The organism is Alphaproteobacteria bacterium, assembly GCA_040218575.1.
Classification (GTDB): domain Bacteria; phylum Pseudomonadota; class Alphaproteobacteria; order JAVJRE01; family JAVJRE01; genus JAVJRE01.
Window position 1 is genome coordinate 282,618 of sequence record JAVJRE010000002.1, and the last position, 23,951, is coordinate 306,568.

The following is a 23,951-nucleotide window of genomic DNA, read 5'->3' on the forward strand; positions in this document are numbered from 1 at the left end:
GCGTCATTCATGGGACAGTGTCTCCGACGGCGTGATGCCTGTGTGGGAATCGACAGGCGTGATGTGGATGCGGGCTTCCCAGGTTCGGCCGCCATCCGTGAAGCGACAGGCCGGATGAGGAGCGAAGGTGCGCGCCCGCAGGAGATTGAGAAGATCGCGGGCCCGATAGGACCGGTCGAGATCAATGGTGCTGGCGGCGTCCAGTTCCGCCGCGCGATGGAAGCTGCCATCGGATGGCGACTGTGGCACCGGACGCCAGTCGCCACGCCGAATCCGCGGATAGGCGGTCTTGAACAGTTCAACCATCGCCGTCTGGGCGCGGTGATAGAGGGTGGCGCCGGTATCGCTCCAGTCGGTGGCGAGCGGCTGCTGAAACAGAACCGCGCCGCCATCCACACTGTCATCCACCAGGTGGAGGGTGACGCCGAACGGCGCCTGCTCCACTAACGCCCAGAAGTTGTAGTTCTTGCCACGACACCAGGGCAGCAGGCTGGGGTGGAAGTTAATGACGGCACGGGCCGGCACCGCCAACCAGGGACGGCGCAGAATGTCAGGCCACCATGCCAACAGCAGAACGTCCGGTGACGCTTCGGCCAGGGCGGCCGGCGGCGCCGCTGGCGGCAGATCGGCGGCATTGCGACGAACGCCGTTCCAACCGGCGGCGGCGAGTGTGTCAATAACGGGCGCGGCGCGCGGGCCGCAGCCGACGAACACCAGATCGTCCGGGTAGTGGGTGAGAACGTGCGACAGAGCCGCCGCGCCGACCGCACCGTCGGCCAGCACGGCCAGGCGGAAATGACCGGGTTCCGATGCGCCGCCAGTCGCGGCCGGGGCGGAAGCCGGGGTCGCGGCTGGCGGGCGGATGGTCGGACTGTCGGGAGTCATGCGGCGGGCTCCGCCACCGTTGCGGCATGGACAGCCGGTCGCGGCGCGATACGCTCCATTGCCGCCTCGAAATCGCGGGCAAAGCCCTCCTCATCACACAATGGAGAGGCCCGCATACGGTCGCGCAAACCGGCCCGCAAGGCGGCCAGTCGCGGCAGATCCTGCGCCAGCGCCACGGCTTTGGCCACATACTCGTCGCGGCTCCAGGCGCACAGGTCCTCCACCCCACAGTGGGCGAGCGCACTGTAGCTGATTCGCTGGTGCATGGAGTCGCCGACCAGGCTGATTACCGGCACGCCCATCCACAATGACTCAACAGTGGTCGTGCCACCGGTCAGGGGAAAGGTATCCAGCGAGATATCAAGCAACTGATAGGCCTGCATGTGCGGCAGGTTGGCCTTCTGGTTATCGAGAAACTGAACCCGCGCCGTTTCAATACCATGCGCCTCGAAGGCGGCGGTGACGTTGCGGATGACCGCGGCGGAATTGGCTTCCGGCCGGACAATGAGGAAGCGCGAATTCGGCACGCGCCGCAGGATTTCCGCCCAGCAGGCAATCTGGTCGGTGGTGTATTTGTATGTGGCGTTGAGGGTGCCAAAGGTGACGACGCCATCGGCCTCAGCCGGCAGAGGCCCCGGCTCGTGAATGCTGGCAAAGGCCTCCCGCGCGGCAAAGGCAAGCCACCCGTTGGGCATGATCAGCGGCTTTTCCTCGAACAGCCCTTCATGCTGCGGCGCCACATAGCGATCAAGGATCACATGGTCGATCTCTGACAGACCAGTGGTGAACGGATAGCCGAGCCATGTCACCTGGACCGGCGCCGGCCGGCGCACCATCACCTGAACCTCGGTGGACGCGGTAATGCCGTTCAGGTCAATCAGGATATCCACCTGGTCGGAGCGGATGCGGTCCGCCACTTCCTCATCGCTCATTTCGTCGATCAGGACGAACCAACTGACCAGGAAGCGTATGGCGGTCTGCACCCTATCCTGCGGCGAAAACAAGGGCGTGTAGGCGAATATCTCGAACCGGTCACGGTCATAGTTGCGCAGCAGCGGCAGCAGGAACTTGGCGACGGAATGGGAGCGCAGATCCGACGACAGCAGGCCGATGCGGATCTTGCCGTCACCGCGATCTGGCGCCGGCGGGCGGGGATAGGGTCCGCCGGCAATGGCGCGGGCGTAGGCGGCCCATGTGCGATGAAGCTCGGCCAGCCTGGCGCTGTCCTCATTGTCGGCGGCGGACACCAGGAGATTGAGGAACAGAGCCGGCAGCATACTGGGGGCCACGCGCTCGGAGAACGCCCAGATCTCGCCGAATCTATCCAGCGTGTCGAAGTCGCAGCTGGTCTTCAGAATCTGGAACATGATGGTGGCCATGTCCGAGTTCTGGGCGCCCCGTGAAATGGCCGCATGGACATACAGATTGGCCTCGTCGATGCGCTTCAACTTCGACAGGGCCAGGCACATGTTGAGCATGGGCGGCAGAAACTCCGGGTTCTGCAGCAATGCCGCCCGGTAACTGGTCACGGCGTCTTCCGTCCGGCCCTGTGCGTTATACGCATTGCCCAGCAGGTTGTGGATCAGCGCATTGTCCGGCGTCAGGGCCGCGGCGTGCGAGAGAACCTCGACCGCGCGGGCCGGCCGGCCTAGCTGAATCAGGCTGTAGCCGTAGTCGCGCAGCACCTGGACATTGTCCGGATCGCGGGCGAGATTTTCCTCGTGCAGGGCAATCGCCGCCGCATGGTCGCCGGCGCCGGTCCGGAAGGTCGCCAGATTGCCGGCGAACAGCGGGTTCTCCGGATCCAGCTCATAGGCCCGACGGATATGGGCCTCCGCTGCCCGGAAGTCACGGGTGAGCCCAAGAACCTGGCCCAGGTTATTGTGATAATTGCTATTTTCCGGATCAAGCTGAATGGCCTTGCGATACCATTCCGCCGCTTCCAGGTAGTGTGTCTGCCGTTCCAGACTGATTCCCGCATCATTGGCGTAGGCGGCCATGTGCGGCGCCAGACGCCAGGCCTCGGTAAAGGCGGCTGCCGCCTCGGGCAGCTTGTTGATGGACAGGAGAAAAGTGCCGAGAGCCTGATGGGCCACGGCCATCGCCGGGAAACGGCGCACCAGATCGCCATAGGCCGCCAGTGCAGCAGCCTCGTGCCCCGCTTTTTCACTGGCCAGTGCGAGGTTGCGCCAGTTGTCAAAACTGTCCGGCGCCTGCTCCAAAACCCGGCGGAACGCCACCTCAGCGTCCGCATAGCGGCCGGCCTCCAGCAGCACCGCGCCGAGATTGCCGCGGGCCGCCGTATTGGTCGGGTCCAGATCAAGCGCCTGCTCCATCAACGTCAGGCCGGTGGCGGTATCCCCTTGCTGGTGACGCAGCAGGCCGAGCAACTGCAGGGCGTCCGCCGTGTCGGGGGCGGCATCCAGAACATGACGATAGCCGGCCTCGGCCCGCTTCAGGTCGCCCTGGGCATGCCAGCCGGACGCCAGTTCCAGCAGGGAATAGACGGTGGTCACACCATCCTTTCCCGGTGGCGGTGCACCGGCCAGTATTTTCCTGCGTCCTGCCATGGCGGCCGAAGCGCCCCCTGCCCCGTCATGTGCGATAAATCTCCCGCCGACAGTGGTGGTTCAGGGTTGAGAAATACTTAAAGCCGGCACCGGGCCGGCCGCCACCGGGCCGGATGCATGGACGAGTGGCCGTTGCGCCCGGCAAGTCCTGCCGCCGACCGGGCAATTTCTGCCGCGATGCGGCAAGTCTGACCGGCCACCCGGCAATCCTTGCCGATCACAGGGGCGGGCCAACCGCCGCCGCGGCGGCCCGTCACGGGCGGTCGGGCGACGGCCCGGCGGCAACCCGGCAGCGATTTCCGGCCTGTCGGCACAATTTGCCGAAATTGGCACGGGTTGTGCATCACAGGCCATGCGGAGGTGCGTCCGGGCAACCGGCCCCGCCGTTCCGGCAGGACGCCGGAAACCTGTATCCAAGTAGGAGACACCCTAATGGCACTTAATATCATCTCTAACTTCGCCGCGAGCGTCGCCCATCGAAATCTGACCAAGACAGATATGGAAGTGACGGGCTCTCTGTCGAAACTGTCCAGCGGCACGCGAGTGCTGTCGGCCAAGGACGATGCGGCTTCTCTGGCCATTGGTTCACGCTTGAACGCGGAAGTTCAGGCCATGAAGCAGGCCAGCGTGAACGCCAGCCAGGCGGTCAGCATGTTGCAGATTGCCGATGGCGCCATGGCCAAGACCGACGACATTCTGGTTCGTATGAAGAGCCTGTCGGTTCAGGCCGGTTCCGGTAACCTGTCTTCGACCGAACGGTCACTGATTGACAACGAGTATCAGGCTCTGCTGCTCGAAGTCGACCGTATCGCTCAGGACACGGAGTTCAACGGCACGGCTCTGGTGAACGGGTCCTCGACCACGTCCACCGCTCGTTCGAGCCTGTCCGGCTCCGTCGTTGAGGCGGCTGACGGCTTCGCCAGCATTGCCTTCAACGACAGCGTCGGCAATGCCGAATTCACGGTCTCGTTCAACGCCACCACCAATGTTCTGACCATCAACAATCTGACTTCCGGTCAGAGCGAGGGTGTGGACATCGGCGCGACCGCGATCACCGGCAACAACACCCAGACGGTCAATTTCTCCAATCTGGGGGCCACCGTTGTCCTGAACTCGGCCTTCGACAAGACCGCTGATCTGACGATCGCCAATACCGTTTCGGCCCTGTCGAACGGTGGTGATATCGACAGCGTCACGGTGACGGGTGGTTCCGACCTCCTGTTCATCACCGACGCGGCCGGTACGCTGACCAGCGGTGCGACGACCGGTGCGGTTCTCATCACCTTTGATGTGGGTACCGATTCTGCCACTGGTTCGTTCGCCAATACCACTGGCGCGCAGACCATGACTATTGCCAATGGTACCAACAATGTGACGGTTTCCCTGACTCTGGAGACCGCGTTCACATCGGACGGCGCCGGCGGCACCATCACCCTGGATGCTCTGAACCACGCGGTTCAGGGTGCGGTTTCCACGAGCAACACGACCACCTTCTCGTTCAAGGTCGGCTCGGGCACCTCCGCCCAGGATGACATTTCGGTTTCCGTGGGTGCCATCAGCGTTTCCTCGCTGGGTCTTACCGGTACCGACGTGACTGATGCGGCCAACGCGGACTCCGCGTCCGGCCTGATCACCACGGCGATCGATACCCTGAACACGCGCCGGTCCCAGGTCGGTGCGGCTCAGAACCGGATGGAATTCGCCTCGGCGAACATCTCGGTTGCCATCGAGAATATGGAGGCCTCACGTAGCGGCCTTCTGGATCTGGACATCGCTTCGGAGATGTCGCGCTTCACATCGAAGCAGATCCTTCTGCAGGCTGGTGTGGCCATGCTTGGCCAGGCCAACCGGATGCCGCAGAACCTGCTGGCCCTTCTCCAGTAGGTCCGACGACAGGCCCGCAACGGCCAGGTGGGGACGGGTTCGCCCGTCCCCACTTTCCGTTTCCGGCCGTGTAAGAGAGCTAAATCTTTCCATAGTTCCAACGGGTTAGACAAAAACACCCGGCCCTGCCCCGTCCTGGAACGGTTCTTGCAACGGACTTTGTCGAGACAGGTCCCCGGGACAAGAACGACGAACATCCCATGTCAGACGTCAGCATCATCAACAATCTGAGCAATCTCAGCGTCGACGCCAACGGGCGGGTCCGCTTCAGCGGCCTGTCGAGCGGAATCGACGTGGAGGGTGTAGTCAATTCGATCATCTCCGCCAAGCGCATCCCGGTGGATCGGCTGGAAGCCAACATCGTGAGCAACACGGCGAAGATCGCGGCGATGAATCAGTTGCAGAGCCTGATGCAGTCCTACAGGGAATCCCTGAAAAACCTGCGCGGCGCCATCTCATTCGACAGCTCCAGCGACATCTTCAAGGCCAAGAGCGCCTTCGCCTCCTCGAGCCGGACTGACAGCCAGACGCCGACCGCGGCAGCGTCCATGATGGGTATCACGGTCGCCAACACCGCCTCCACCGGCTCACATACCGTGGAGATCACGCAGCTCGCCAAGGCGCATAAGGTGCGCAGCCAGTCCTTCAGCTCTCTGGCGACCGGCCTCGGCCTTGCCGGCAGCTTCTCGATTGTGAACGCGGACGGTGACAGCAAGGCCATCACAGTGACGGCCGGCGATACTCTGGCCGACGTCCGCTCACGCATCAATAACGCCAATAGTGGCACCGACGCCACCGGCGTCACGGCCTCTATCCTGTCAGTGTCGTCCAGCGAGCACTATCTGGTGCTGACCAAGGACGATACCGGCGAAGATCTTCTGCTGAGCGAGGAAGGCACGGTACTGGCCGGGCTCGGCCTGTCGACCAATCACGGCACGTCGACCTACCGCACCGGATCCGCCACCAGCAAGGTAGCCATGGCCGATGGCTTTTTGCGAATCGCCTCCGACGGCACCCAGGGCGATGCTGCCTTCGCCATCAGCTATGACAATGCCACACGCACTATCACGCTCCGTCGCGGTGACGGCGCCACCGATACGGCGATCCTCAGCAGCAATGTCCTGTCGCCGGGCGCCACGGAAACGGTCGCGTTCTCCACCTTCGGCATGTCGATCACCATCGACGACAGCTTCGACAAGGGCTCTGATCTGACCCTGGACGCAGACAGTTCGTCAGTCACCGGCGGCACCGGTGCGATTACCGACAGCACCATCGTGATATCCGGTGTGACCAATGACATGTCGGCCATTTCGTCAAAAACCCTGACATTCTCCGATCTTGGGACGCCCGCCGCCATCACCGTCACGGTCGGCGGCTTCAGCGGCACATTCGATGGCACCAGCACCGGCGCCAAGACCGTGACGTTGAGCGACGGCAGCGGCAACGCCCTGGAAGTGAGCTTTACCGTCGCCACCGTGTTTGACGGCACGGAAAGCGCGGCGTCCATTACGTTGAACGAACTGGACAATCTGGTGGGCAGCAGCGGTGACGCCGCCTTTACCACCCAGATGCAAGCCGCCCAGAACGCCCTGATCAATGTTGACGGTTTCACCGGGGTCAGCCGCAGCTCCAACACCATCACCGATGTCCTGCAGGGTGTGACCCTCAGCCTGTTTCAGGCAGAGGTGGGAACCACCATTACCATGGACATCGAACGCAACCTGACTGCAGTCAAAGAGGCCATTACCGGTTTCGCCAGCGCCTACAATGACGTGAAAGTCTTCCTCAATCAGCAGACCGCCTTCGACCCGGCCACCGGCGCCGCTGTCGCCGACAACCCCGATACCACCGACGTGGACGAATCTGCGCAACTGGTGGGCAACCGGACGGCGGCCGACATCGAGCGGCGCCTGGCGGCAGTATTCGGCGGTGGCGCCGTGGGCCTGACCGGCTCGGGCGCTCTTAGCGTCCTGGCGCAGATCGGCCTGACATTTGTCGACAATGACGATGTCGCCGATCCGCTGCAGGTCGATACTCTGGAACTCAACGAAGCGACTCTGGACGAAAAGCTGCTGGCCGATCCCGACGGGGTTCGGCGCCTGTTCGCCTTTGATTTCTCCAGCTCCGATCCGCGCATTTCCCTGCTTAGCTGGACCAGCGCCACCACACCGCAAAGTGGCGGCTATGTGCTCAATCTTGGTGGAGTCGGTCCGTCTCAGCACACCGGCGCCGCGGTTGAGAACAGCACCGCGCTACTCAACGACTCCGTCAACGGTGCCGGCGCCACAACGTCCGGCAGCTTTTCGGTCAACGGCAACGCTATCGCCTATGACGTGACGACAGATACGCTGACGACTCTGGCCCAGGCCATCAACGATGCGGCGATCAGCGGTGTCACGGCATCGGTTGTCGCGGACTCCAATGGCGACTTTCAACTGCGCGTTCTGGGTAGCGTCCCGGTCACCGTCGATGGCGACACCGGCGATCTGCTGGCCAGCATGCCGTTCGCCGCCAGCCGCTACATCCCGAGCCAGGCCAATATCGGTGGCGCTGCCGACGGCAGCGACAACGGCACGGTAACGATCAGCGGCCAGACCCTGACCATCACCTCCAGCTCCGGCGGCGAGGGCCTGAAAGTCTTCTTCCAGGGGGTCAGCGACCTGTCCGGCGTCGCCCTCAACTTCTCTACCGGTATCGGCACCCTGTCATATGATGAGGTGAATTCGATGCTCGACGAAGCCACCGGCATTCTCGATACGGCGGTGGACGGTCTGCAGGACGAAAACACCAACGCCCAGACACGGATCGATGAGATGCTTATTCGCATCGAACAGCAGCGCCAGGTCCTGACCAACAAGTTTCTGGCCATGGAACAGGCTATCTCCTCGGCCACCAATCTTCTCGAACAATTAACCTCCATGACCAATTCTCTGACCCAGAACAGCTAGGTACCGCGGTCCGCCAGGACAGCGAGCGAAACATAAAATTTTCGCAAAATCGGAGACAATGATGGATCATCGCGCCGCCCAGACATACAAGAGCCAGCAGGCCATGACCGCCTCACCGTCCCGCGTCGTCGCCATGCTGCTGGACCGCGCGATTACCTCCCTGCGCGAAGTGATCCGGGCCATTGACGATGGCAATGTGGAGATGCGCTGGCGCGCCAACAAGCGGGCCATCGATATCCTGAGCTACATGTGGGGCGCCCTGGACCAGGACAAGGGCGGTGAAATCGCCGCCAATCTGGGCCAGCTTTACAAGTTCATGATTGTCCGGCTGGGCCAGGTGGACAGTGGCAATAACGCCACCCCGGCAAAGGAAGTCATTGCCCTCCTGGAGCCATTGCACCGGTCCTGGACATTGCTTGCGGACGGCCATACGGCGGCGAGCGACGCGGAGGCGGAAGCCGCCCTCAACGGTCGGAGCAGTACCGGCACGTCGACACAGGCCAGAACGCCGGACCGGTCAGACTCTCTGAAGATGATTGAGGCCATGCCGCGCATGGCCATCCGCGCCTGACCAGCCGGGCAGAAGCCGAACGGACAGAGCGCCTTGCAGGCGCTCTTTTCGTATCCGCACCACCCCTCTCGCAAAACGCCCCGGGCAGGCACCTCGGCAAGACTGGCCGGGCGCGGAAAATCCTGCCCCGCTGCCCGGCAATGTGTGACAGACCGCCCGGCCCGCGATGCCCGGCTAACCCCATCGGTCCGGGTATTTCTCTTTATATACAGGCTTTTAAGACGCCACAGGCGACTGGCCCGGCGCTTGCAGACAGAGGGCACGCGCTGCCCGCCTCCCTCTACCCACGCCCCAGACGGTCGTGCCGGGAGGCCGGTGCAGCAAGGATCAATGCAAGGAGCCCGGACCCATGGCCCTCAACGTAATCTCCAATCTGGCTGCGAGCGTCGCCCACCGTAATCTGGCGCAAACCGACATGGAGGCGAGCCGCTCGCTGGCCAAGCTGTCGTCGGGCCAGCGTGTGATCTCGGCCAAAGATGATGCCGCATCACTGGCCATCGGCTCGCGCCTGAACGCGGAAGTCGCGGCCCTGCGCCAGGTGACCGTCAACGCCACGCAGGCGATCAGCATGCTGCAGATCGCCGACGGCGCCATGAGCCAGGTAAACGACATTCTGGTGCGGATGAAGGTGCTGTCGGTTCAAGCCGGCTCTGGCCAGTTCTCCAACACCGAGCGCTCCATGCTGGACGCGGAATACCAGGCGCTGCTGCTGGAAGTGGACCGAATTGCCCAGGACACCGAGTTCAACGGCAACGCCATGGTCAACGGGTCGTCCGCCACCACCGCCACGCGCAATACCCTGACCGCATCATCCATCGAGGCCGCCGACGGTTTTGCTTCAATCAACTTCGACGACACGGTGGCCGCCGGCGGCGATGTGTTCTTTACCATCGCCTATGACTCGACCACCAACGTGATGACGGTATCCAATCTGTCAACCGGCGAGTCTGAAGGCATCAATATCGGTGCTACGGCCATCACCGGCAACAACACACAAAACATTCAGTTCAACAATGTGGGCACGACCATTGTCCTGAACTCCGCATTTGACAAGACGAGCAGTGTCGCCATCGCCAACACGGTCGCCATCGGCGGCGGCGGCGGCGCCATCGGCAATATCACACTGGCCGGCGGCACGGCCCTGCTTTCGGTGAGCGACAACGCCGGCACCCTGTCCAGCGGGGCGACAACGGACGCCGTGCTGGTGACCTTTGACATGGGAACAGCCAGCGCCACCGGCACCTTCGCCGCTTCGGCCACCGGCGCGGTCAACCTGACCGTCGCCAACGGCACGGACACCATGGTGGTGAACTTTGACCTTAACACCGCGTTCAACAGCGACGGCGCCGGCGGCACCCTGACCATCGACGCCCTGAACCACATGGTGTCCGGCGTTCAGGCCACAAGCAATAACGCCACCTTCTCGTTCAAGCTCGGCACCGGCAATGTCGCCGGCGTTGACACGGTGTCCTTCGCCATCGGTGCGGTCAGCAACTCCGCCCTCAATATGACAGGGACGGACATCACCACCATCACCACGGCGGAAACCGCATCCACCCGGGTTACCGCGGCGCTTGACCTGATCAACGTATCGCGCGCCAACATCGGCGCCAATCAGAACCGACTGGAGTTCGCCGCGGCCAATCTGGCGGTGACCATCGAGAACTCCGATGCGGCGCGAAGCGATCTGCTTGACCTGGATGTGGCGGCAGAAATGACCGCCTTCACATCGAAGCAGATCCTGATGCAGGCGGGCGTTTCCATGCTCGCCCAGGCCAACCAGATGCCGCAGAACCTGCTGCGACTGTTCCAGTAGCCCTGACGATCCGTCAGCGCAAAGGAGACCCGCTATGACCTATCTCGACCTGCACGGCGATGATCCGGCGTGCGAATACGATGAAGAGCTTGCCCGTGATCGCGAGCTGGCTGCCCTGATCATGACGGTGCAGCACCACCTGACGGCCATCGAGTGTCTGGACGCATCCGCCAAGGCGATTGCCGACGGCGATGTGGCCGCCCGCTGTGCCGCCGTCGAGGGGGCGATGGACGCAGTGTCCACGCTGTACATGATGCTGGATCGGGAGAACGGCGGACAGCTCGCCGACAGCCTGGCGCAGATCTATGCCTTCACCATGAGCCGCATGGCGTTCATCAATATCGAGAACAACAGCGCACTGGCGGGCAGCCTGGTGACCATCCTGAAGCCACTGGGCCAGGCCTGGTACACCATCGCCAGCCAGGCGGGCGAACACAGTGATGCCCCGCTTGTAGAGGCGGCACACACAGCCAGCCGGATGCAACTGGCCGTGGCCGGTAGCAAGTAGATCTTTCGCCCCGCACAGCGACCACAGGCATCAGCATGACGACCAGCGCTATCGCCAGTTCCTTCCTGACAACCGATGACCACAAGTCCGGCGTCAGGCCGGGCCCGTCCCTGCCAGGCGGTCTGGCATCCGGTGGACAGAGCGCTTTCGCCAAAATGTTCTTCCTTGGCATGCCGGACAGCAACAACCTGCTTGGCAACCGTCAGGCCACGGATACGCCGACGGCGCCGATCGAAACCCGTCAGCGTGAGCGGCGACCGGATCCGGTGCCGGAGCGGCAGCCCGCGGCCGAACGACCACGCGACCCGACCGATGAGACGGCAATTAGGCCAGCCCATGACGACGGCCCCGCCGATGATGTCACGGTGGTGGATACGGCGGCCCCGGCACCTGAGGACTACAGCAGCGTCGCAGAACCGGGTGAAGCGGCGACGACTCAAGGCATCGCAGCCGCCCTGGCCGGCACGGTTATGACCGGCCAGGTCTTGCCGGCCAATGCCGGGGATGAGGCCGGACTGCACACCATGCGACAGCGTGGCGCTACGGCCGCCGTACCGGCCGCTAGCGCGGCCGCCGGTGAAGCCAGCATGGCCGGCAGCACAGCGCGTCAGGCGGAGACAGTGCAAACCCCGTTTGCAGCCGGCCTCGCCGGTCGCACAGCGCAGGCCGGGCTCCGGTCCGGTGAGGGTGTGGTAAACGGACCCGGCGCCACAAGCGACGGGTTGCTGACCGGCACAGCCCAAACGGGCCGGTCCATGGCCATCACCATCGATGCGGAAGCCCTGCACTCACGCCCCAGCCAGGCTCTTATCGCCCAGCCCCAGGTCCAGCCGCAGGGCCTGGATATGGCGGGTGCACCAAAGACCGCCGTGCTGGCCGGCACCGCCTTGCTGGCCGACAGCACTCTTGCCCAGACAGCCGGTCCGCGTCTGGCGCCAGGAGGGGCCGCAGCAATCAGTGGGATCAGTGGACCAACGTCAGCCCACGGCACCAATGCGGGCGCCGCGACACCGACCGCCACTCGGACCGCCGCTTCGGCGGGACCGGCCGTCGAGCAGATCGCGGTGCGCATCACCAAGGCCGCCAGCGAAGGCCTGGACCGCATCTCGGTTCAGTTGCGACCGGCTGAACTGGGCCGGGTCGATGTCCAGATGGAAGTCGGCCGGGACGGACGGGTGATAGCGGTCATCTCTGCCGAACGCAGCGAGACCCTGGACCTTCTGCAACGGGATGCGCGCAGCCTTGAGCGTGCCCTGCAGGAAGCCGGACTCAAGGCCGACACCGGAAGCCTGACATTCAACCAGCGCGGCCAGGGCGACCATGCCCAGTCCCAGGAACACGGCCGACCACTATCTTCCGCCGCCGCCGGTGACGCGACTGGTGACAGCGGCATCGCCCAAACCTTCGGCCGCACCGCCGCCCATCATGACGGCGCCTACGACCTGCACGTCTAGCCGCGCAACCGTCAGCCCAGCGAAAGCAGCCCACCATGGACATCACCTCAATCAGCAGCGCGGCGAGCCTGATCGATCCGGTCAATCTGGCCGACGACGCCGGCGTATCCCTTGGCTCCGACCTCGACACGTTTCTCAGCCTGCTGATTACCCAGCTACAGAATCAGGACCCGCTGTCGCCCATGGATACGACCGAGTTCACCTCCCAGCTCGTGTCTTTCTCTCAGGTGGAGCAGTCGATCACCGCCAATAAGAACCTGGAGCAGGTCATCGCCCTCAGCCAGGGCAGTTTCAACACCGCCGCGCTTGGCTATATCGGCATGACCGTAGAGGCGACAGGCAATGACGTGCCTTACAACGGCGAACCGCTGCAGCTCTACTACACACTGCCGGTCGAGGCGGAAGAGACACTGCTGACGGTCTTCGACGCGACCGGTCAGGTGGTCTTTCAGACGGCCGGCGAAAACGGCAAGGGCCGTCATGGATATGTCTGGGACGGCAAGGACACACTGGGCAATCCGGTGGACCCCGGAACCTACAACGTTCAGGTCCTGGGTACCGACGAGGATGGTGAACCCCTGTCCGGCGACGTGAGCTATGCCGCCGTCGTCACGGGCGTCCACACCGAAAGCGGTACTCTGGTACTTGACATCAACGGCATCAGCCAGCCGCTCGACACCATTATCTCTGTCACCAAGACCCCAGCCATCTAGCCAGCGCCACAGGGCGCAGGCCAATCAGAAGGAATAGGACATGAGCATTTACGGCGCGATGTTCTCAGGCGTGTCAGCTTTGTTCGCCAACAGCCAGGCACTGGGGATGATCTCTGACAACATCTCAAACGTGAATACAATCGGCTATAAGGCAACGCGCAGCCGGTTTGCCACGCTGGTCACGTCACAGGCCAATCCCAACAGCTACTCACCCGGCGGCGTGTCTTCCAAACCACAGTCGCTGGTCGACCAGCAAGGCCTGTTGCAGGCCTCCGCCTCTGGCACGGACATCGCCATATCCGGACGCGGCTTCTTCATCGTCAATGACAGTGTTGACGCGACGGCCGATCAGGCTACGGGATCGTTTATGTTTACCCGTGCCGGCTCTTTTTCGCCCGATTCGAACGGCTATCTGCGCAACACCGGCGGCTTCTATCTGATGGGCTGGCCAACAAACAACAATGGCGCCATTGACCTCAACGGCGACGGATTGTCCAACTCCTCCGACACTGTTCAGCGCGGCGCGCTGGTGGAGACGGAGCTGCGGCCGGTCAAGGTCACCAGCCTGATTGGCTCCGCCGCGGCCACATCATCGGCCGGCATTGACGCCAACCTGCCATCAACCGCAGCCGTCGGCGATCAGCATGTGGTGACCGTGCAGGTCTTCGACAGCCTGGGCAATGGCAACAACGTCAATCTGACATTCACCAAGTCAGCGACGAATGAGTGGAACATCACCGCGCCGCCGCCCGCCAACGCCGGCACGCTAAGCCTGACCAACTCTGCCGGCGCGGTCTATCACGCCAGTGGCCGGCTGGACTTCACGGCCAATGCAGCGCCCGGTGAAACCATAGACATCGATGGGACGACCTACAGTTTTGTTGCAGGCGCCCCGGTCGGCAACCAGATCCAGGTCGGCGCCAACCTGGCAGCGACCCTGACCAACATCGCCGCTGTTGATGCGCGCATCACCAGCGACGGCGTCTCCACGCTGAACATTATCCAGAGCGGCACCACCGCCATGACCATCGACGCCTTTACCGGCGGCCTGGCCGCCAAGATCGAGCAGACCGCCGGCATTACCGTTTCGGGTTTGATGGCGGGCACCATTGCGCCGGCTGTGGTGTTTGACGGCAACGGTGTGCCGACCTCCTTCAATGTGGCGAACATGTCCATCGGGGGCTATTCCAGCGGCGCCAGCAACAGCGCCATCGCCATTGACCTTGGCAACACCGGTGGCCCCAGCGGCCTGACCCAGTTCGCCTCCAGCTTCACCGTTGGCTCCATAACGCAGAACGGCTCTCGCTTCGGCAATTTCCAGGGAGCCCTGATCGGCGAGGATGGCATCGTCACAGCAGTCTTCGATAATGGTGAAACCACACCCATCTACCGTCTGCCCATCGGCACCTTCCCCAACCCCAACGGCCTGAACCTGGTGTCGGGCAACGCCTTCTCCGCAACTGATCGTGCTGGTGACTTTTTCCTCAATGACGCCGGCAGTGGCTCCGCCGGCGCCATCGCCGCCGGCGCCCTGGAGCAGTCGGGTGTCGACCTGGCCGAAGAGTTCACCAACATGATTATCGTGCAGCGTGCCTATTCCGCTGGAACCAAGGTCATCACCACCGCCGACGAAATGCTTGATGAACTGGTTCGGGTCAAACGCTAAGGGCCCAGCGGCAGCCCTGGCTGGATTCCAATTTAGTTAAATATTTCCATTGCTTAAGGGTTGCCAGACGAGTGGCTTCCCTTAGGCATTTGGTAAGACGGCGCGGCCTACAAATAGGCCCTCGCGTGTCATCGACCATGTCTCAAGCGAAGGCCATGCACGAAGCCAGACACAACAGTTCCGGATACGATCGCGACAGCGTCGCGCGGACCCAGGCATTCAGTGACCTGCCGCCGCCGGACACTAAGCGGTGGGTGATCCGACGCAAGGCGCAAGTGGTCGCCGGCGTTCGCAATGGCGTCATCAGCCTGGAAGACGCGTGCGCCCGCTATACACTAAGCATCGAAGAATTCCGGACGTGGCAAGCGCTGATTGAGCGACATGGCGTTCGCGGGCTGCGCGCGACCAGAGTGCAGGACTACCGCGCCGGAACAACCGACAGTGGTGCCGGACGCCACCTCCGCTAACCATTGTCTGTATACCCGGCAGAAAGTTCCCACACGCCCCGGCAATACTTGCCGCCGTTTAACACTCTATTCACCCTCACCCGCCTAGTTTGCCCCTGACGGGCGGCCGTGCCCGCCCGGCTTCGACAATTTGGCACGACTTCGCGCAATCGGTTGCATGAAGCCAGGGGGTGGACGGAGTGAATTCTCCATTTGACTTGCTTCGCAGTCTCGGCCCCATCCGGCTGATCACCATGGGTCTGGTGGTCGCCGCGCTGGTCGGGTTCTTTTTCTTTCTGACATCGCGCCTGACGACGCCCGACATGAGTCTGTTGTTCGGCGATCTTGAGGCGTCGGACTCATCGTCCATCGTCACCCGGCTGGAGCAGATGAATGTCCCCTATGAACTGCGCGCCGGCGGCACCCAGGTCTTCGTACCCGGCGACCAGGCGCTCAACCTGCGTGTCACCCTGGCCGGCGAAGGCCTGCTGACCGGCGGGTCCGTCGGCTATGAGGTCTTTGACGGCAGCGACGGCCTGACGGCCACCAACTTCGTTCAGAACATCAACCTGGTGCGAGCGCTGGAGGGGGAGCTGGCACGCACCATCCGCACCATTGACCGCGTCAAGGGCGTTCGCGTTCACCTGGTCATGCCGCAACGGCAATTGTTCAGCCGTGACAGCGAGGCACCTACCGCCTCCGTCGTACTGGACCTTGGCGGCGGCGGCCGATTTGGCGGCAACCAGATTCAGGCGATTCAATATCTTGTCGCGGCAGCCGTGCCGAGCCTGTCGCCGGACGACGTGTCGGTGATCGACACCAACGGAAACCTGCTGGCGCGGGCCGGACAGGATGGCGCGACAACCGCCTTTGGCGGCGTGACGGCACAGGAAATGCGGGCCGGCTTCGAGCAGCGCATGGCCCGTGATCTTGAAGCCCTGATCGACCGGACCGTCGGGCTGGGCAACGCCCAGGCGCGCGTCTCCGCCGAGATGGATTTCGACCGTATCACCCGCAATGCCGAGACCTACGATCCTGACAGCCAGGTGGTGCGGTCGACCCAAACCGTGGAGGAGCAAGCCAACTCCTCCGACAATGAAGGCCAGGAAGCGGTCACGGTTCTCAGCAATCTGCCTGGCGGCAACGAGCAGACGGACGCCACGGCCAGCAGCGCCAGCCAGTCCTCGCGCATCGAGGAGACCGTCAACTACGAGATATCGCGCATCGTCACGACGGAAGAACGGCAAAGCGGTCAGGTCCGTCGACTGTCGGTCGCCCTGTTGATCAACGGCGTTTCGACCATCGCTGAAGATGGCACATCAACCTATACGCCGCGCAGTGAGCAGGAGCTGCAACAGATTGAAGCTCTGGTGAAGACCGCGATCGGTTTTGATGAAAGCCGGGGCGATACGGTTGAGGTCATCAACCTGCCCTTTGCGCAAGTGACGGAAGACACGACGGTCCCCCTGCCGCCGCTGTTCTTCGGTCTTGGCAAGGAGGATTATTTCCGCATCGCCGAGATTCTTGTGCTGGCCATCGTCGGTGTTCTGGTCATCCTGTTGGTGTTGCGCCCGCTGATTACGCGCACACTTGAAGCCCTGCCCAAGCCGAAAACACCGGAAGAGCGCGCGGCCATGCTGGAAAACCAGACCCGCGAGCAGGCAGCGCTTGCGCCGCCGGAGAGCGCCGCACCGACAGAGGAGGAATCGCTTATCGACCTTAGCCAGGTCGAAGGCCGGGTCCGCGCCTCATCCATCAAGAAGATGGCGACCATTGTCGACCGCCATCCGGAGGAAACCGTGTCGGTTATGCGTAACTGGATGTACCAGGAAAGCCAGGGTTAGCCGACGATGCGCGTTCGTGATGACTATCGCGGCCTGTCGGGCCAGGAACGGGCAGCCATCCTCGTGCTGACGGTCGGCGAGGAGGTGGCGTCCAAAGTGCTGCCTCTGATGGACGAGGAAGAGATCCGCGACCTGTCCCAGACCATGGCCAATCTCGGCAATGTCAGTTCGGACATCGTCGAGCGGTTGATCATCGACTTCACCGAGCAGATGTCATCTACCGGGTCCCTTACCGGCAGCTATGAATCCACGGAGCGACTGCTGACCCGCATTCTCGACGAAGGACAGGTCGAGAGCATCATGGAGGAAATACGCGGCCCGGCGGGCCGCACCATGTGGGACAAGCTGAACAACGTTAACGAAGAGGTTCTGGCGACCTATCTGAAGAGTGAGTATCCGCAGACGGTCTCTGTGGTCCTGTCGAAGATTCGCCCCGATCACGCCGCCAAGGTTCTGGGCGTCCTGCCGGAAAGCTTCGCCATGGAAGTGGTCATGCGCATGCTGCGCATGGAAGCGGTTCAGAAAGAGATCCTGGACGACGTGGAGCGGACCCTGCGAACAGAGTTTATGAGCAATCTGGCGCGCTCCAACCGGCGTGATGCCCATGAAATGATGGCTGACATTTTCAACGCCTTTGACCGCAGCACCGAAGAGCGGTTCATGGACGCTCTAGAAGAGCGCAGCAAGGACGCCGCGGAGAAGATCAAGAGCCTCATGTTTACATTCCAGGATCTGTCGAAGCTCGATACGTCAGGCGTACAGACCGTTATCCGCCATGCCGAGAAGGAACGACTGGCCATTGGCCTGAAGGGCGCATCGGAAGACCTCAAGACGCTGTTCTTCTCTAACATGAGCGAGCGGGCCAGCCGTATCATGAAGGAGGATATGGAGGCCATGGGGCCGGTTCGGTTGCGCGATGTGGACGAGGCGCAGGCCTATATCGTGCAGATTGCAAAAGACCTTGCCGAGCGCGGCGAGATCACTATCGCCGACACCGGCGGCGAAGATGAGCTGGTGTACTAGGCCATGCACAGCGCCAGCGCCAAGCCCTTCATGTTTGACCTGTCGTTTGACGACCCGGCCAGTGAACGCGCGGCACAACGGGAGGTCGTGCGTTTCACCGAGGCCGAGCTTGAAGAGGCCCGCCAGAAGAGCCTGGCCGAAGGCCGGGCACTGGGTGTGGCAGAAGCACAGGCAAGCATTGAATCCAGGCTGGCCGCGGTCACGGCGCGCCTCGGTGAAAGCATGGCGTCACTCAGCGACATGGTGGCAGCCGAACGCAGTCTACGCATCCAGGAAGCCATGACGATTGCCCGGACAGTCACCATGAAGGCCCTGCCGGCCCTGGCCGAGCAAACCGCAGAATCCCAGGTCAGCCATCTGGTGCAGACCTGTATGGAGCAGCTTATCGAGGAGCCCCGCATTGTGGTGCGGGTCCACCCTGCCCTGCTGGATGCCATCAAGGATCGCAGCGATGAGTTGGCGGCAACCACCGGCTTCAGCGGCAAAATCGTCGTCATCGCCGAGGACGGATTCGCCGCGGACGACTGTCGGGTCGAGTGGGCGGACGGCGGCGCCAAACGAGACCGGCGCAGCCTGATGGCCGCCATCGCCGCCTGTCTGGAGCCGGCCGGCGACAGCGATGACGTCGCGCACCAGAACGAGAACACACCAAAGGACGGGTCAGGCCCAGGAGAAAACCATGAGTGACGAAGATCTCAAACTGAACGAACTGGATGCGACAGCAGATGATGGTGACGCGCCAGACGGTTCCGCCCCGCCGGCCAGCCCGCCTGAAACGGCGGCGAGTGAGCCGGCAAAGGGCGGCGGTAGGACGGACGACATGCCGACCCATGGGGCCAGCGAGCTGGAGGCAGTTTTTGACATCCCGGTGCAGCTTTCAGCCGTGCTTGGCCGATCAACCATGCAGGTGTCGCAACTTCTCAAGCTGGGGCGCGGCGCGGTGGTGGAGCTGGATCGCAAGGTCGGCGAAGCCATCGACATTTATGTCAACAATCGTCTGGTCGCCCGCGGGGAAATCGTGGTGGTGGATGATCGCCTTGGCGTGACCATGACCGAGATCATCAAGTCAGACCGTCACTAGACGCCGGCCAACGGCAGACAAACGAACGGATTTGTGATGACCGACCGTGTCAGAGACAGCCACACGGCCATGCGCCCCAGCGCCGACGGCGGCGCGGCCGTCGGTCGCCCGGACATCGCGACAATTCTTGGTGTCGGCGGCGCCATTGGACTGATTGTTACGGCCATCGCCCTTGGCGGCGATCCTGTCGCCTTCTTTGACGTCAAGTCCGTGCTGATTGTTCTGGGCGGCACATTCGCGGTCACCATGACCAATTTCAGCCTGGGCGAACTGTTTGGCACCTGGCGGGTGGTCTTTCGCACCCTAGTCACCAACGACCACAACCCCGGCCTGGCAGCGGCGACGATGGTCCAGCTCGCCCGGCTCGCCCGCAGACGCGGGATCCTCGGCATGCAAACCGTTCTCAATCAGGTGGCCAACCGCCCGTTTCTGTATCGGGCGCTCATTCTTCTGGTTGACGGTATGCCAGGTGACCAGGTGGAGCGGGTGATGCAGCGGGAAATCGCTGCGCGCAACACACGTCATGGGAAGAGCGCCATGGTCCTGCGCCGCGCTGGTGACATTTCGCCGGCCATGGGCCTGATCGGCACGCTGGTCGGTCTGGTTCAGATGCTGGGCGGACTGGATGACCCGTCCACCATCGGACCGGCCATGGCCGTCGCCCTGCTGACTACATTCTATGGCGCGATCCTGGCCAATGTGGTGTTCCTGCCGCTGGCCGGCAAGCTGGAGCGCAACACCAATGCCGAAGCGATGGTTGACACCATCTTTCTGCAGGGCGTCGCGTCCATTGGCCGTCAGGAAAACCCGCGAAGACTGCAAATGACGCTCAATACGCTTCTGCCGCCGGAAATCCGCATCGAGGATTCACAATGAGACCCGCCTGTCTGACTACTTTGCCACGCACGCCCCTGACCCGCACCGGAGACTTCTCATGAAACTGCTGATCGTCGGGTCACTGAGCGGCCACATCGGCGCGGCCGGCAAGATCGCCCTTGCGCGCGGTGCAAAAGTCTCGCACGTCACAGACGTTGAAGCGGCGCTGGACGCGGTTCGCTCCGGTCAGGGCGGCGAGCTGATCATGGTGGATGTGACTCTGGACATCCAGACGCTGGTCGAAAGCCTGCAACGTGAACGCATCGCCGTACCGGTTGTCGCCTGCGGTATCGGCACGGACGCAGACACCGCGGTTCGCGCCATTCGCGCCGGCGCCAAGGAGTTCATCCCGCTACCGCCCGACGCCGAGCTGATTTCCGCCGTTCTTGAGGCAGTGGCGGAGGAATCCGACTCCGTTCTGTCGCGCGATCCGGCCATGGCCAGCGTCCTGCGGCTGGCCGCCCAGGTGGCACCCAGTGATGCGACCGTGCTCCTGACCGGCGAAAGCGGCACCGGCAAGGAGGTCATGGCCCGCCACATTCACAGCCACAGCAAGCGCGCCAAGAAGGTCTTCGTTTCCGTCAACTGCGCGGCAATTCCCGATAACCTTCTGGAATCAGAGCTGTTCGGTCATGAGCGCGGCGCCTTCACCGGCGCCGTGGCGCGACGCATCGGCAAGTTTGAGGAGGCCAGCGGCGGAACCCTGCTGCTGGATGAAATCAGCGAGATGGACAGCCGTCTGCAGGCCAAGCTGCTTCGCGCCATCCAGGAGAAGGAAATCGACCGCCTTGGCGGCACCCAGCCGGTCAAAGTGGACATCCGGCTGATCGCCACATCCAACCGCGACCTGGAACAGGCGGTGCGCGACGGCTCTTTCCGTGAGGACCTGTACTATCGCCTGAGCGTGGTGAATATCACCCTGCCGCCCCTGCGCCAGCGAGCGAAGGACATTCCACTACTGGCCGAGCATTTTCTGGAACGCTATTCACGGGCCAATGGCGTGGCCAACCGGCCGCTTGACCCGGCAGCACTGGACAAGCTTATGCACCATAGCTGGCGCGGCAACGTCCGCGAGCTGGAGAACACCATGCATCGCGCCGTCCTTCTGGCTGAGGGCGACACAATTGACCCGGCTGCCGTGCAGCTTTCCAGCATGTTGCTGGAACCAGGCCGCGACGACGGCACGGTCGGCGCCCACAGCGACGGCGCAGAAGAGGCCGCCGGCAGTGAGGCAAGCGACGATGGCGAGGTTGCCGGGCTGGTCGGCCGCACGGTCGCCGCCGTGGAGCGCGACCTGATCATCGAGACGCTGAGCCACTGTCTGGGAAACCGCACCCACGCGGCCACTATCCTTGGCATTTCAATCCGCACGCTACGCAACAAGCTGAAGGCCTATAGCGCCGATGGTGTCCGTGTGCCGGCGCCCGGCGATTCCGATCGTCTGATGGCCTAGGCCACCGGGTCCGCAGCCCACCATGACAGACGCCGTCACAGGCCCCGCGCCAACGCCCGGCACCACCGGCCAGCCACCCGGCATGCCGGCCGCGACCCGTGGCACCACCAGCGCGCCAGCCACCGGCAGCCTGAACCCGTCGCTGAGTGCGCTCAGCGACGGTCTGGCGCGCCGCGGTGACGTTTTCCTGGCCCTCGGTCTGGTAGCCATCCTTGTTGTCCTGATTCTGCCGATGCCCACGTGGATGCTGGACATGGCGCTGGCCATGTCCTTCACCATTTCGGTGCTGGTGCTGATGACCGCCCTGTTCATCAGCCGGCCGCTGGACTTCAGCGCCTTCCCCACGGTGCTGCTGATCACCACGATACTCAGACTGTCGCTCAACCTGGCGTCGACCCGGCTGATTCTGTCGGGAGGCCATACCGGCACCGATGCCGCCGGCAAGGTGATCGAGGCCTTCGGCAATTTCGTCATGGGTGGCAATTTCGTCATCGGCGTTGTGGTCTTCGCCATTCTTGTCCTGGTCAACTTCGTCGTCATTACCAAGGGCTCTGGGCGCATTGCCGAAGTGGCGGCACGCTTCAGCCTGGACGCCATGCCCGGCAAGCAGATGGCCATCGACGCCGATCTTTCAGCCGGGCTGATTGATGAAAATGAAGCCCGCCAGCGCCGCCGCGATCTGGAGGATGAAAGCACGTTCTTCGGCGCCATGGACGGCGCAGCCAAGTTCGTTCGCGGCGACGCCATCGCCGGCCTGCTGATCACCTTCATCAACGTCATCGGCGGCATCATCATCGGCGTCGTGCAGAACGGCCTGACCATGGGCGAGGCGGCCTCGTCCTATACGCTTCTGACCGTGGGCGATGGTCTGGTCTCACAGATTCCGGCGCTGATCGTGTCCACCGCGGCCGGCATGCTGGTCAGCAAGGCCGGCGTTGTGGGGTCTGCCGACAAGGCGGTGTTCGGCCAACTGGGCGGCTATCCCGCCGCCATGGCCATGAGCAGCGGCCTGATGATTGCGCTGGCCATCCTGCCGGGGATTCCCTTCCTGCCGTTCGTCGGCTTCGCCGGCGTTACCGGCGGGCTGGCCTATCTGACGTGGCAGCGCCGCCGCGACAAGGTGGCGGCGGCGGAAGAAGAATCCCGTCAGACCGCCGCCGCCGTGCCCGCCACAGAGGAACCCATCGCCACCGCCCTGCATATCGACGACATCCGCCTGGAGCTCGGCTATGGCCTGCTGTCCCTTATCAGCAACGAACAGGGCGACCGCCTGACCGACCAGATCAAGGCGTTGCGCCGACAGCTTGCGGGCGATATGGGTTTTGTCCTGCCGGCCGTCCGCATTCAGGACAATATGCAACTGGCGGCCAACGCCTATGTGGTTCACGTCAAGGAGATTGAGGCCGGACGGGGCGATCTGCAGCCTGGTCACCTGCTGGTGATGGACCCGCGCGGCGAAGCCATCGCCCTGGAGGGCGACACAACCACAGAGCCGACATTCGGCCTGCCGGCCATGTGGATCGACCCGGCCATTCGCGAAGAAGCCATGTTCCGGGGCTATACGGTCGTCGACGCGACGACGGTGGTGACAACTCACCTGACGGAGACCATCAAGGCCAACATGGCCGAGCTCCTGAGTCACGCGGAGACACAGAAGCTGCTGGACGAGCTGGGCCCCGACCACCAGAAGCTTGTGGCCGACGTCATTCCCGGCCAGATCAACGTGGGTAGCGTTCAGCGCGTTCTGCAGAACCTGCTGGAAGAGCGCATCTCCATACGCGACCTGGCGACGATCCTGGAAGGCATTTCCGAAGCCGCCGGACAGACCCGCAACATCACACAGATAACGGAGCATGTGCGGTCCCGCCTGGCGCGGCAGATCAGTGACGCCGCCGCCAACGAAGATGGAATCGTACCCCTGATCACCTTGTCACCGGAGTGGGAACAGGCGTTCGCCGAGTCCATCGTTGGCCAGGGCGACGAGCGCCAACTGGCCATGGCGCCAAGCCTGTTGCAGGACTTCATCTCCGCCATGCGGCAGACCTTCGACCGCCACGCCATGCTCGGTGAACTGCCGGCGCTGCTGACCAGCCCCGGCATCCGTCCGTTCGTACGCTCCATCGTCGCGCGATTCCGCTCGACCACACCGGTCATCAGCCAGAACGAGATCCACGCCCGGGCGCGGATCAAGACTCTGGGGCAGATATAGGCCG

The 23,951-nt window shown here is 63.2% G+C and carries 18 protein-coding genes; 16 read left to right on the plus strand and 2 right to left on the minus strand.

The annotated features are described in order from the left end of the window. Window positions 1-3: 3 nt before the first annotated feature. A complete protein-coding gene (locus tag RIE31_02935) occupies window positions 4-885 on the minus strand; it encodes a formyltransferase family protein (GenBank protein MEQ8639557.1) in 882 nt (293 codons plus the stop codon). Next, window positions 882-3,401, minus strand: a complete 2,520-nt coding sequence (locus RIE31_02940) for a tetratricopeptide repeat protein (GenBank protein MEQ8639558.1) — start codon at window positions 3,399-3,401, stop codon at window positions 882-884. Before RIE31_02940 ends, RIE31_02935 begins: the two co-directional genes overlap by 4 nt. A 486-nt stretch (window positions 3,402-3,887) precedes the next feature. Here RIE31_02940 and RIE31_02945 point away from each other — a divergent pair, with 486 nt between their 5' ends. The 16 genes from RIE31_02945 (at window position 3,888) to flhA (ending at window position 23,947) form a co-directional block, all read left to right on the plus strand. Further along, on the plus strand, window positions 3,888-5,339 hold the full coding sequence (locus tag RIE31_02945; protein MEQ8639559.1) for a flagellin: 1,452 nt from the start codon (window positions 3,888-3,890) through the stop codon (window positions 5,337-5,339). Window positions 5,340-5,539: 200 nt separating this feature from the next. After that, entirely contained in the window at window positions 5,540-8,287 is a 2,748-nt protein-coding gene (fliD, locus tag RIE31_02950; protein ID MEQ8639560.1) for a flagellar filament capping protein FliD, read from the plus strand. Between the two features lie 61 nt (window positions 8,288-8,348). Further along, window positions 8,349-8,858: a flagellar export chaperone FliS gene (gene fliS / locus RIE31_02955; protein MEQ8639561.1), complete on the plus strand. Its 510-nt coding sequence runs from the start codon at window positions 8,349-8,351 to the stop codon at window positions 8,856-8,858. A 349-nt stretch (window positions 8,859-9,207) separates the two neighbouring features. After that, the gene (locus RIE31_02960) at window positions 9,208-10,674 is read left to right on the plus strand and encodes a flagellin (GenBank protein MEQ8639562.1); all 1,467 of its coding nucleotides are present in this window, start codon (window positions 9,208-9,210) and stop codon (window positions 10,672-10,674) included. 34 nt (window positions 10,675-10,708) lie between these two features. Further along, the gene (locus RIE31_02965; GenBank protein MEQ8639563.1) at window positions 10,709-11,182 is read left to right on the plus strand and encodes a flagellar protein FliS; all 474 of its coding nucleotides are present in this window, start codon (window positions 10,709-10,711) and stop codon (window positions 11,180-11,182) included. Between the two features lie 35 nt (window positions 11,183-11,217). Continuing rightward, window positions 11,218-12,636 (plus strand): flagellar hook-length control protein FliK, encoded by a 1,419-nt coding sequence (locus RIE31_02970; GenBank protein MEQ8639564.1) that lies wholly within the window; start codon window positions 11,218-11,220, stop codon window positions 12,634-12,636. Between the two features lie 35 nt (window positions 12,637-12,671). After that, complete coding sequence (locus RIE31_02975) at window positions 12,672-13,349, plus strand: flagellar hook assembly protein FlgD (GenBank protein ID MEQ8639565.1); 678 nt, start codon at window positions 12,672-12,674, stop codon at window positions 13,347-13,349. Between the two features lie 40 nt (window positions 13,350-13,389). After that, entirely contained in the window at window positions 13,390-15,015 is a 1,626-nt protein-coding gene (locus RIE31_02980) for a flagellar hook-basal body complex protein (GenBank protein ID MEQ8639566.1), read from the plus strand. Between the two features lie 155 nt (window positions 15,016-15,170). Continuing rightward, window positions 15,171-15,482, plus strand: coding sequence for a DUF1153 domain-containing protein (locus RIE31_02985; GenBank protein ID MEQ8639567.1), 312 nt, complete (start codon window positions 15,171-15,173; stop codon window positions 15,480-15,482). Window positions 15,483-15,661: 179 nt separating this feature from the next. Further along, window positions 15,662-17,305, plus strand: coding sequence for a flagellar basal-body MS-ring/collar protein FliF (gene fliF / locus RIE31_02990; protein MEQ8639568.1), 1,644 nt, complete (start codon window positions 15,662-15,664; stop codon window positions 17,303-17,305). A 6-nt stretch (window positions 17,306-17,311) separates the two neighbouring features. Further along, window positions 17,312-18,328, plus strand: coding sequence for a flagellar motor switch protein FliG (fliG, locus tag RIE31_02995; protein ID MEQ8639569.1), 1,017 nt, complete (start codon window positions 17,312-17,314; stop codon window positions 18,326-18,328). A 3-nt stretch (window positions 18,329-18,331) separates the two neighbouring features. Further along, window positions 18,332-19,015, plus strand: coding sequence for a FliH/SctL family protein (locus tag RIE31_03000; GenBank protein MEQ8639570.1), 684 nt, complete (start codon window positions 18,332-18,334; stop codon window positions 19,013-19,015). Then, on the plus strand, window positions 19,008-19,409 hold the full coding sequence (fliN, locus tag RIE31_03005) for a flagellar motor switch protein FliN (protein MEQ8639571.1): 402 nt from the start codon (window positions 19,008-19,010) through the stop codon (window positions 19,407-19,409). The genes RIE31_03000 and fliN overlap by 8 nt, the downstream gene beginning before the upstream one ends. Before the next feature lie 36 nt (window positions 19,410-19,445). Then, window positions 19,446-20,285, plus strand: a complete 840-nt coding sequence (locus RIE31_03010; protein ID MEQ8639572.1) for a MotA/TolQ/ExbB proton channel family protein — start codon at window positions 19,446-19,448, stop codon at window positions 20,283-20,285. A gap of 58 nt (window positions 20,286-20,343) precedes the next feature. Then, window positions 20,344-21,738, plus strand: a complete 1,395-nt coding sequence (locus RIE31_03015; GenBank protein MEQ8639573.1) for a sigma-54 dependent transcriptional regulator — start codon at window positions 20,344-20,346, stop codon at window positions 21,736-21,738. A gap of 82 nt (window positions 21,739-21,820) precedes the next feature. Then, window positions 21,821-23,947 carry a flagellar biosynthesis protein FlhA gene (gene flhA / locus RIE31_03020; GenBank protein ID MEQ8639574.1) on the plus strand — a complete coding sequence of 709 codons (2,127 nt, stop codon included), beginning with the start codon at window positions 21,821-21,823 and terminating at the stop codon, window positions 23,945-23,947. The last annotated feature ends 4 nt before the right edge of the window (window positions 23,948-23,951 follow it).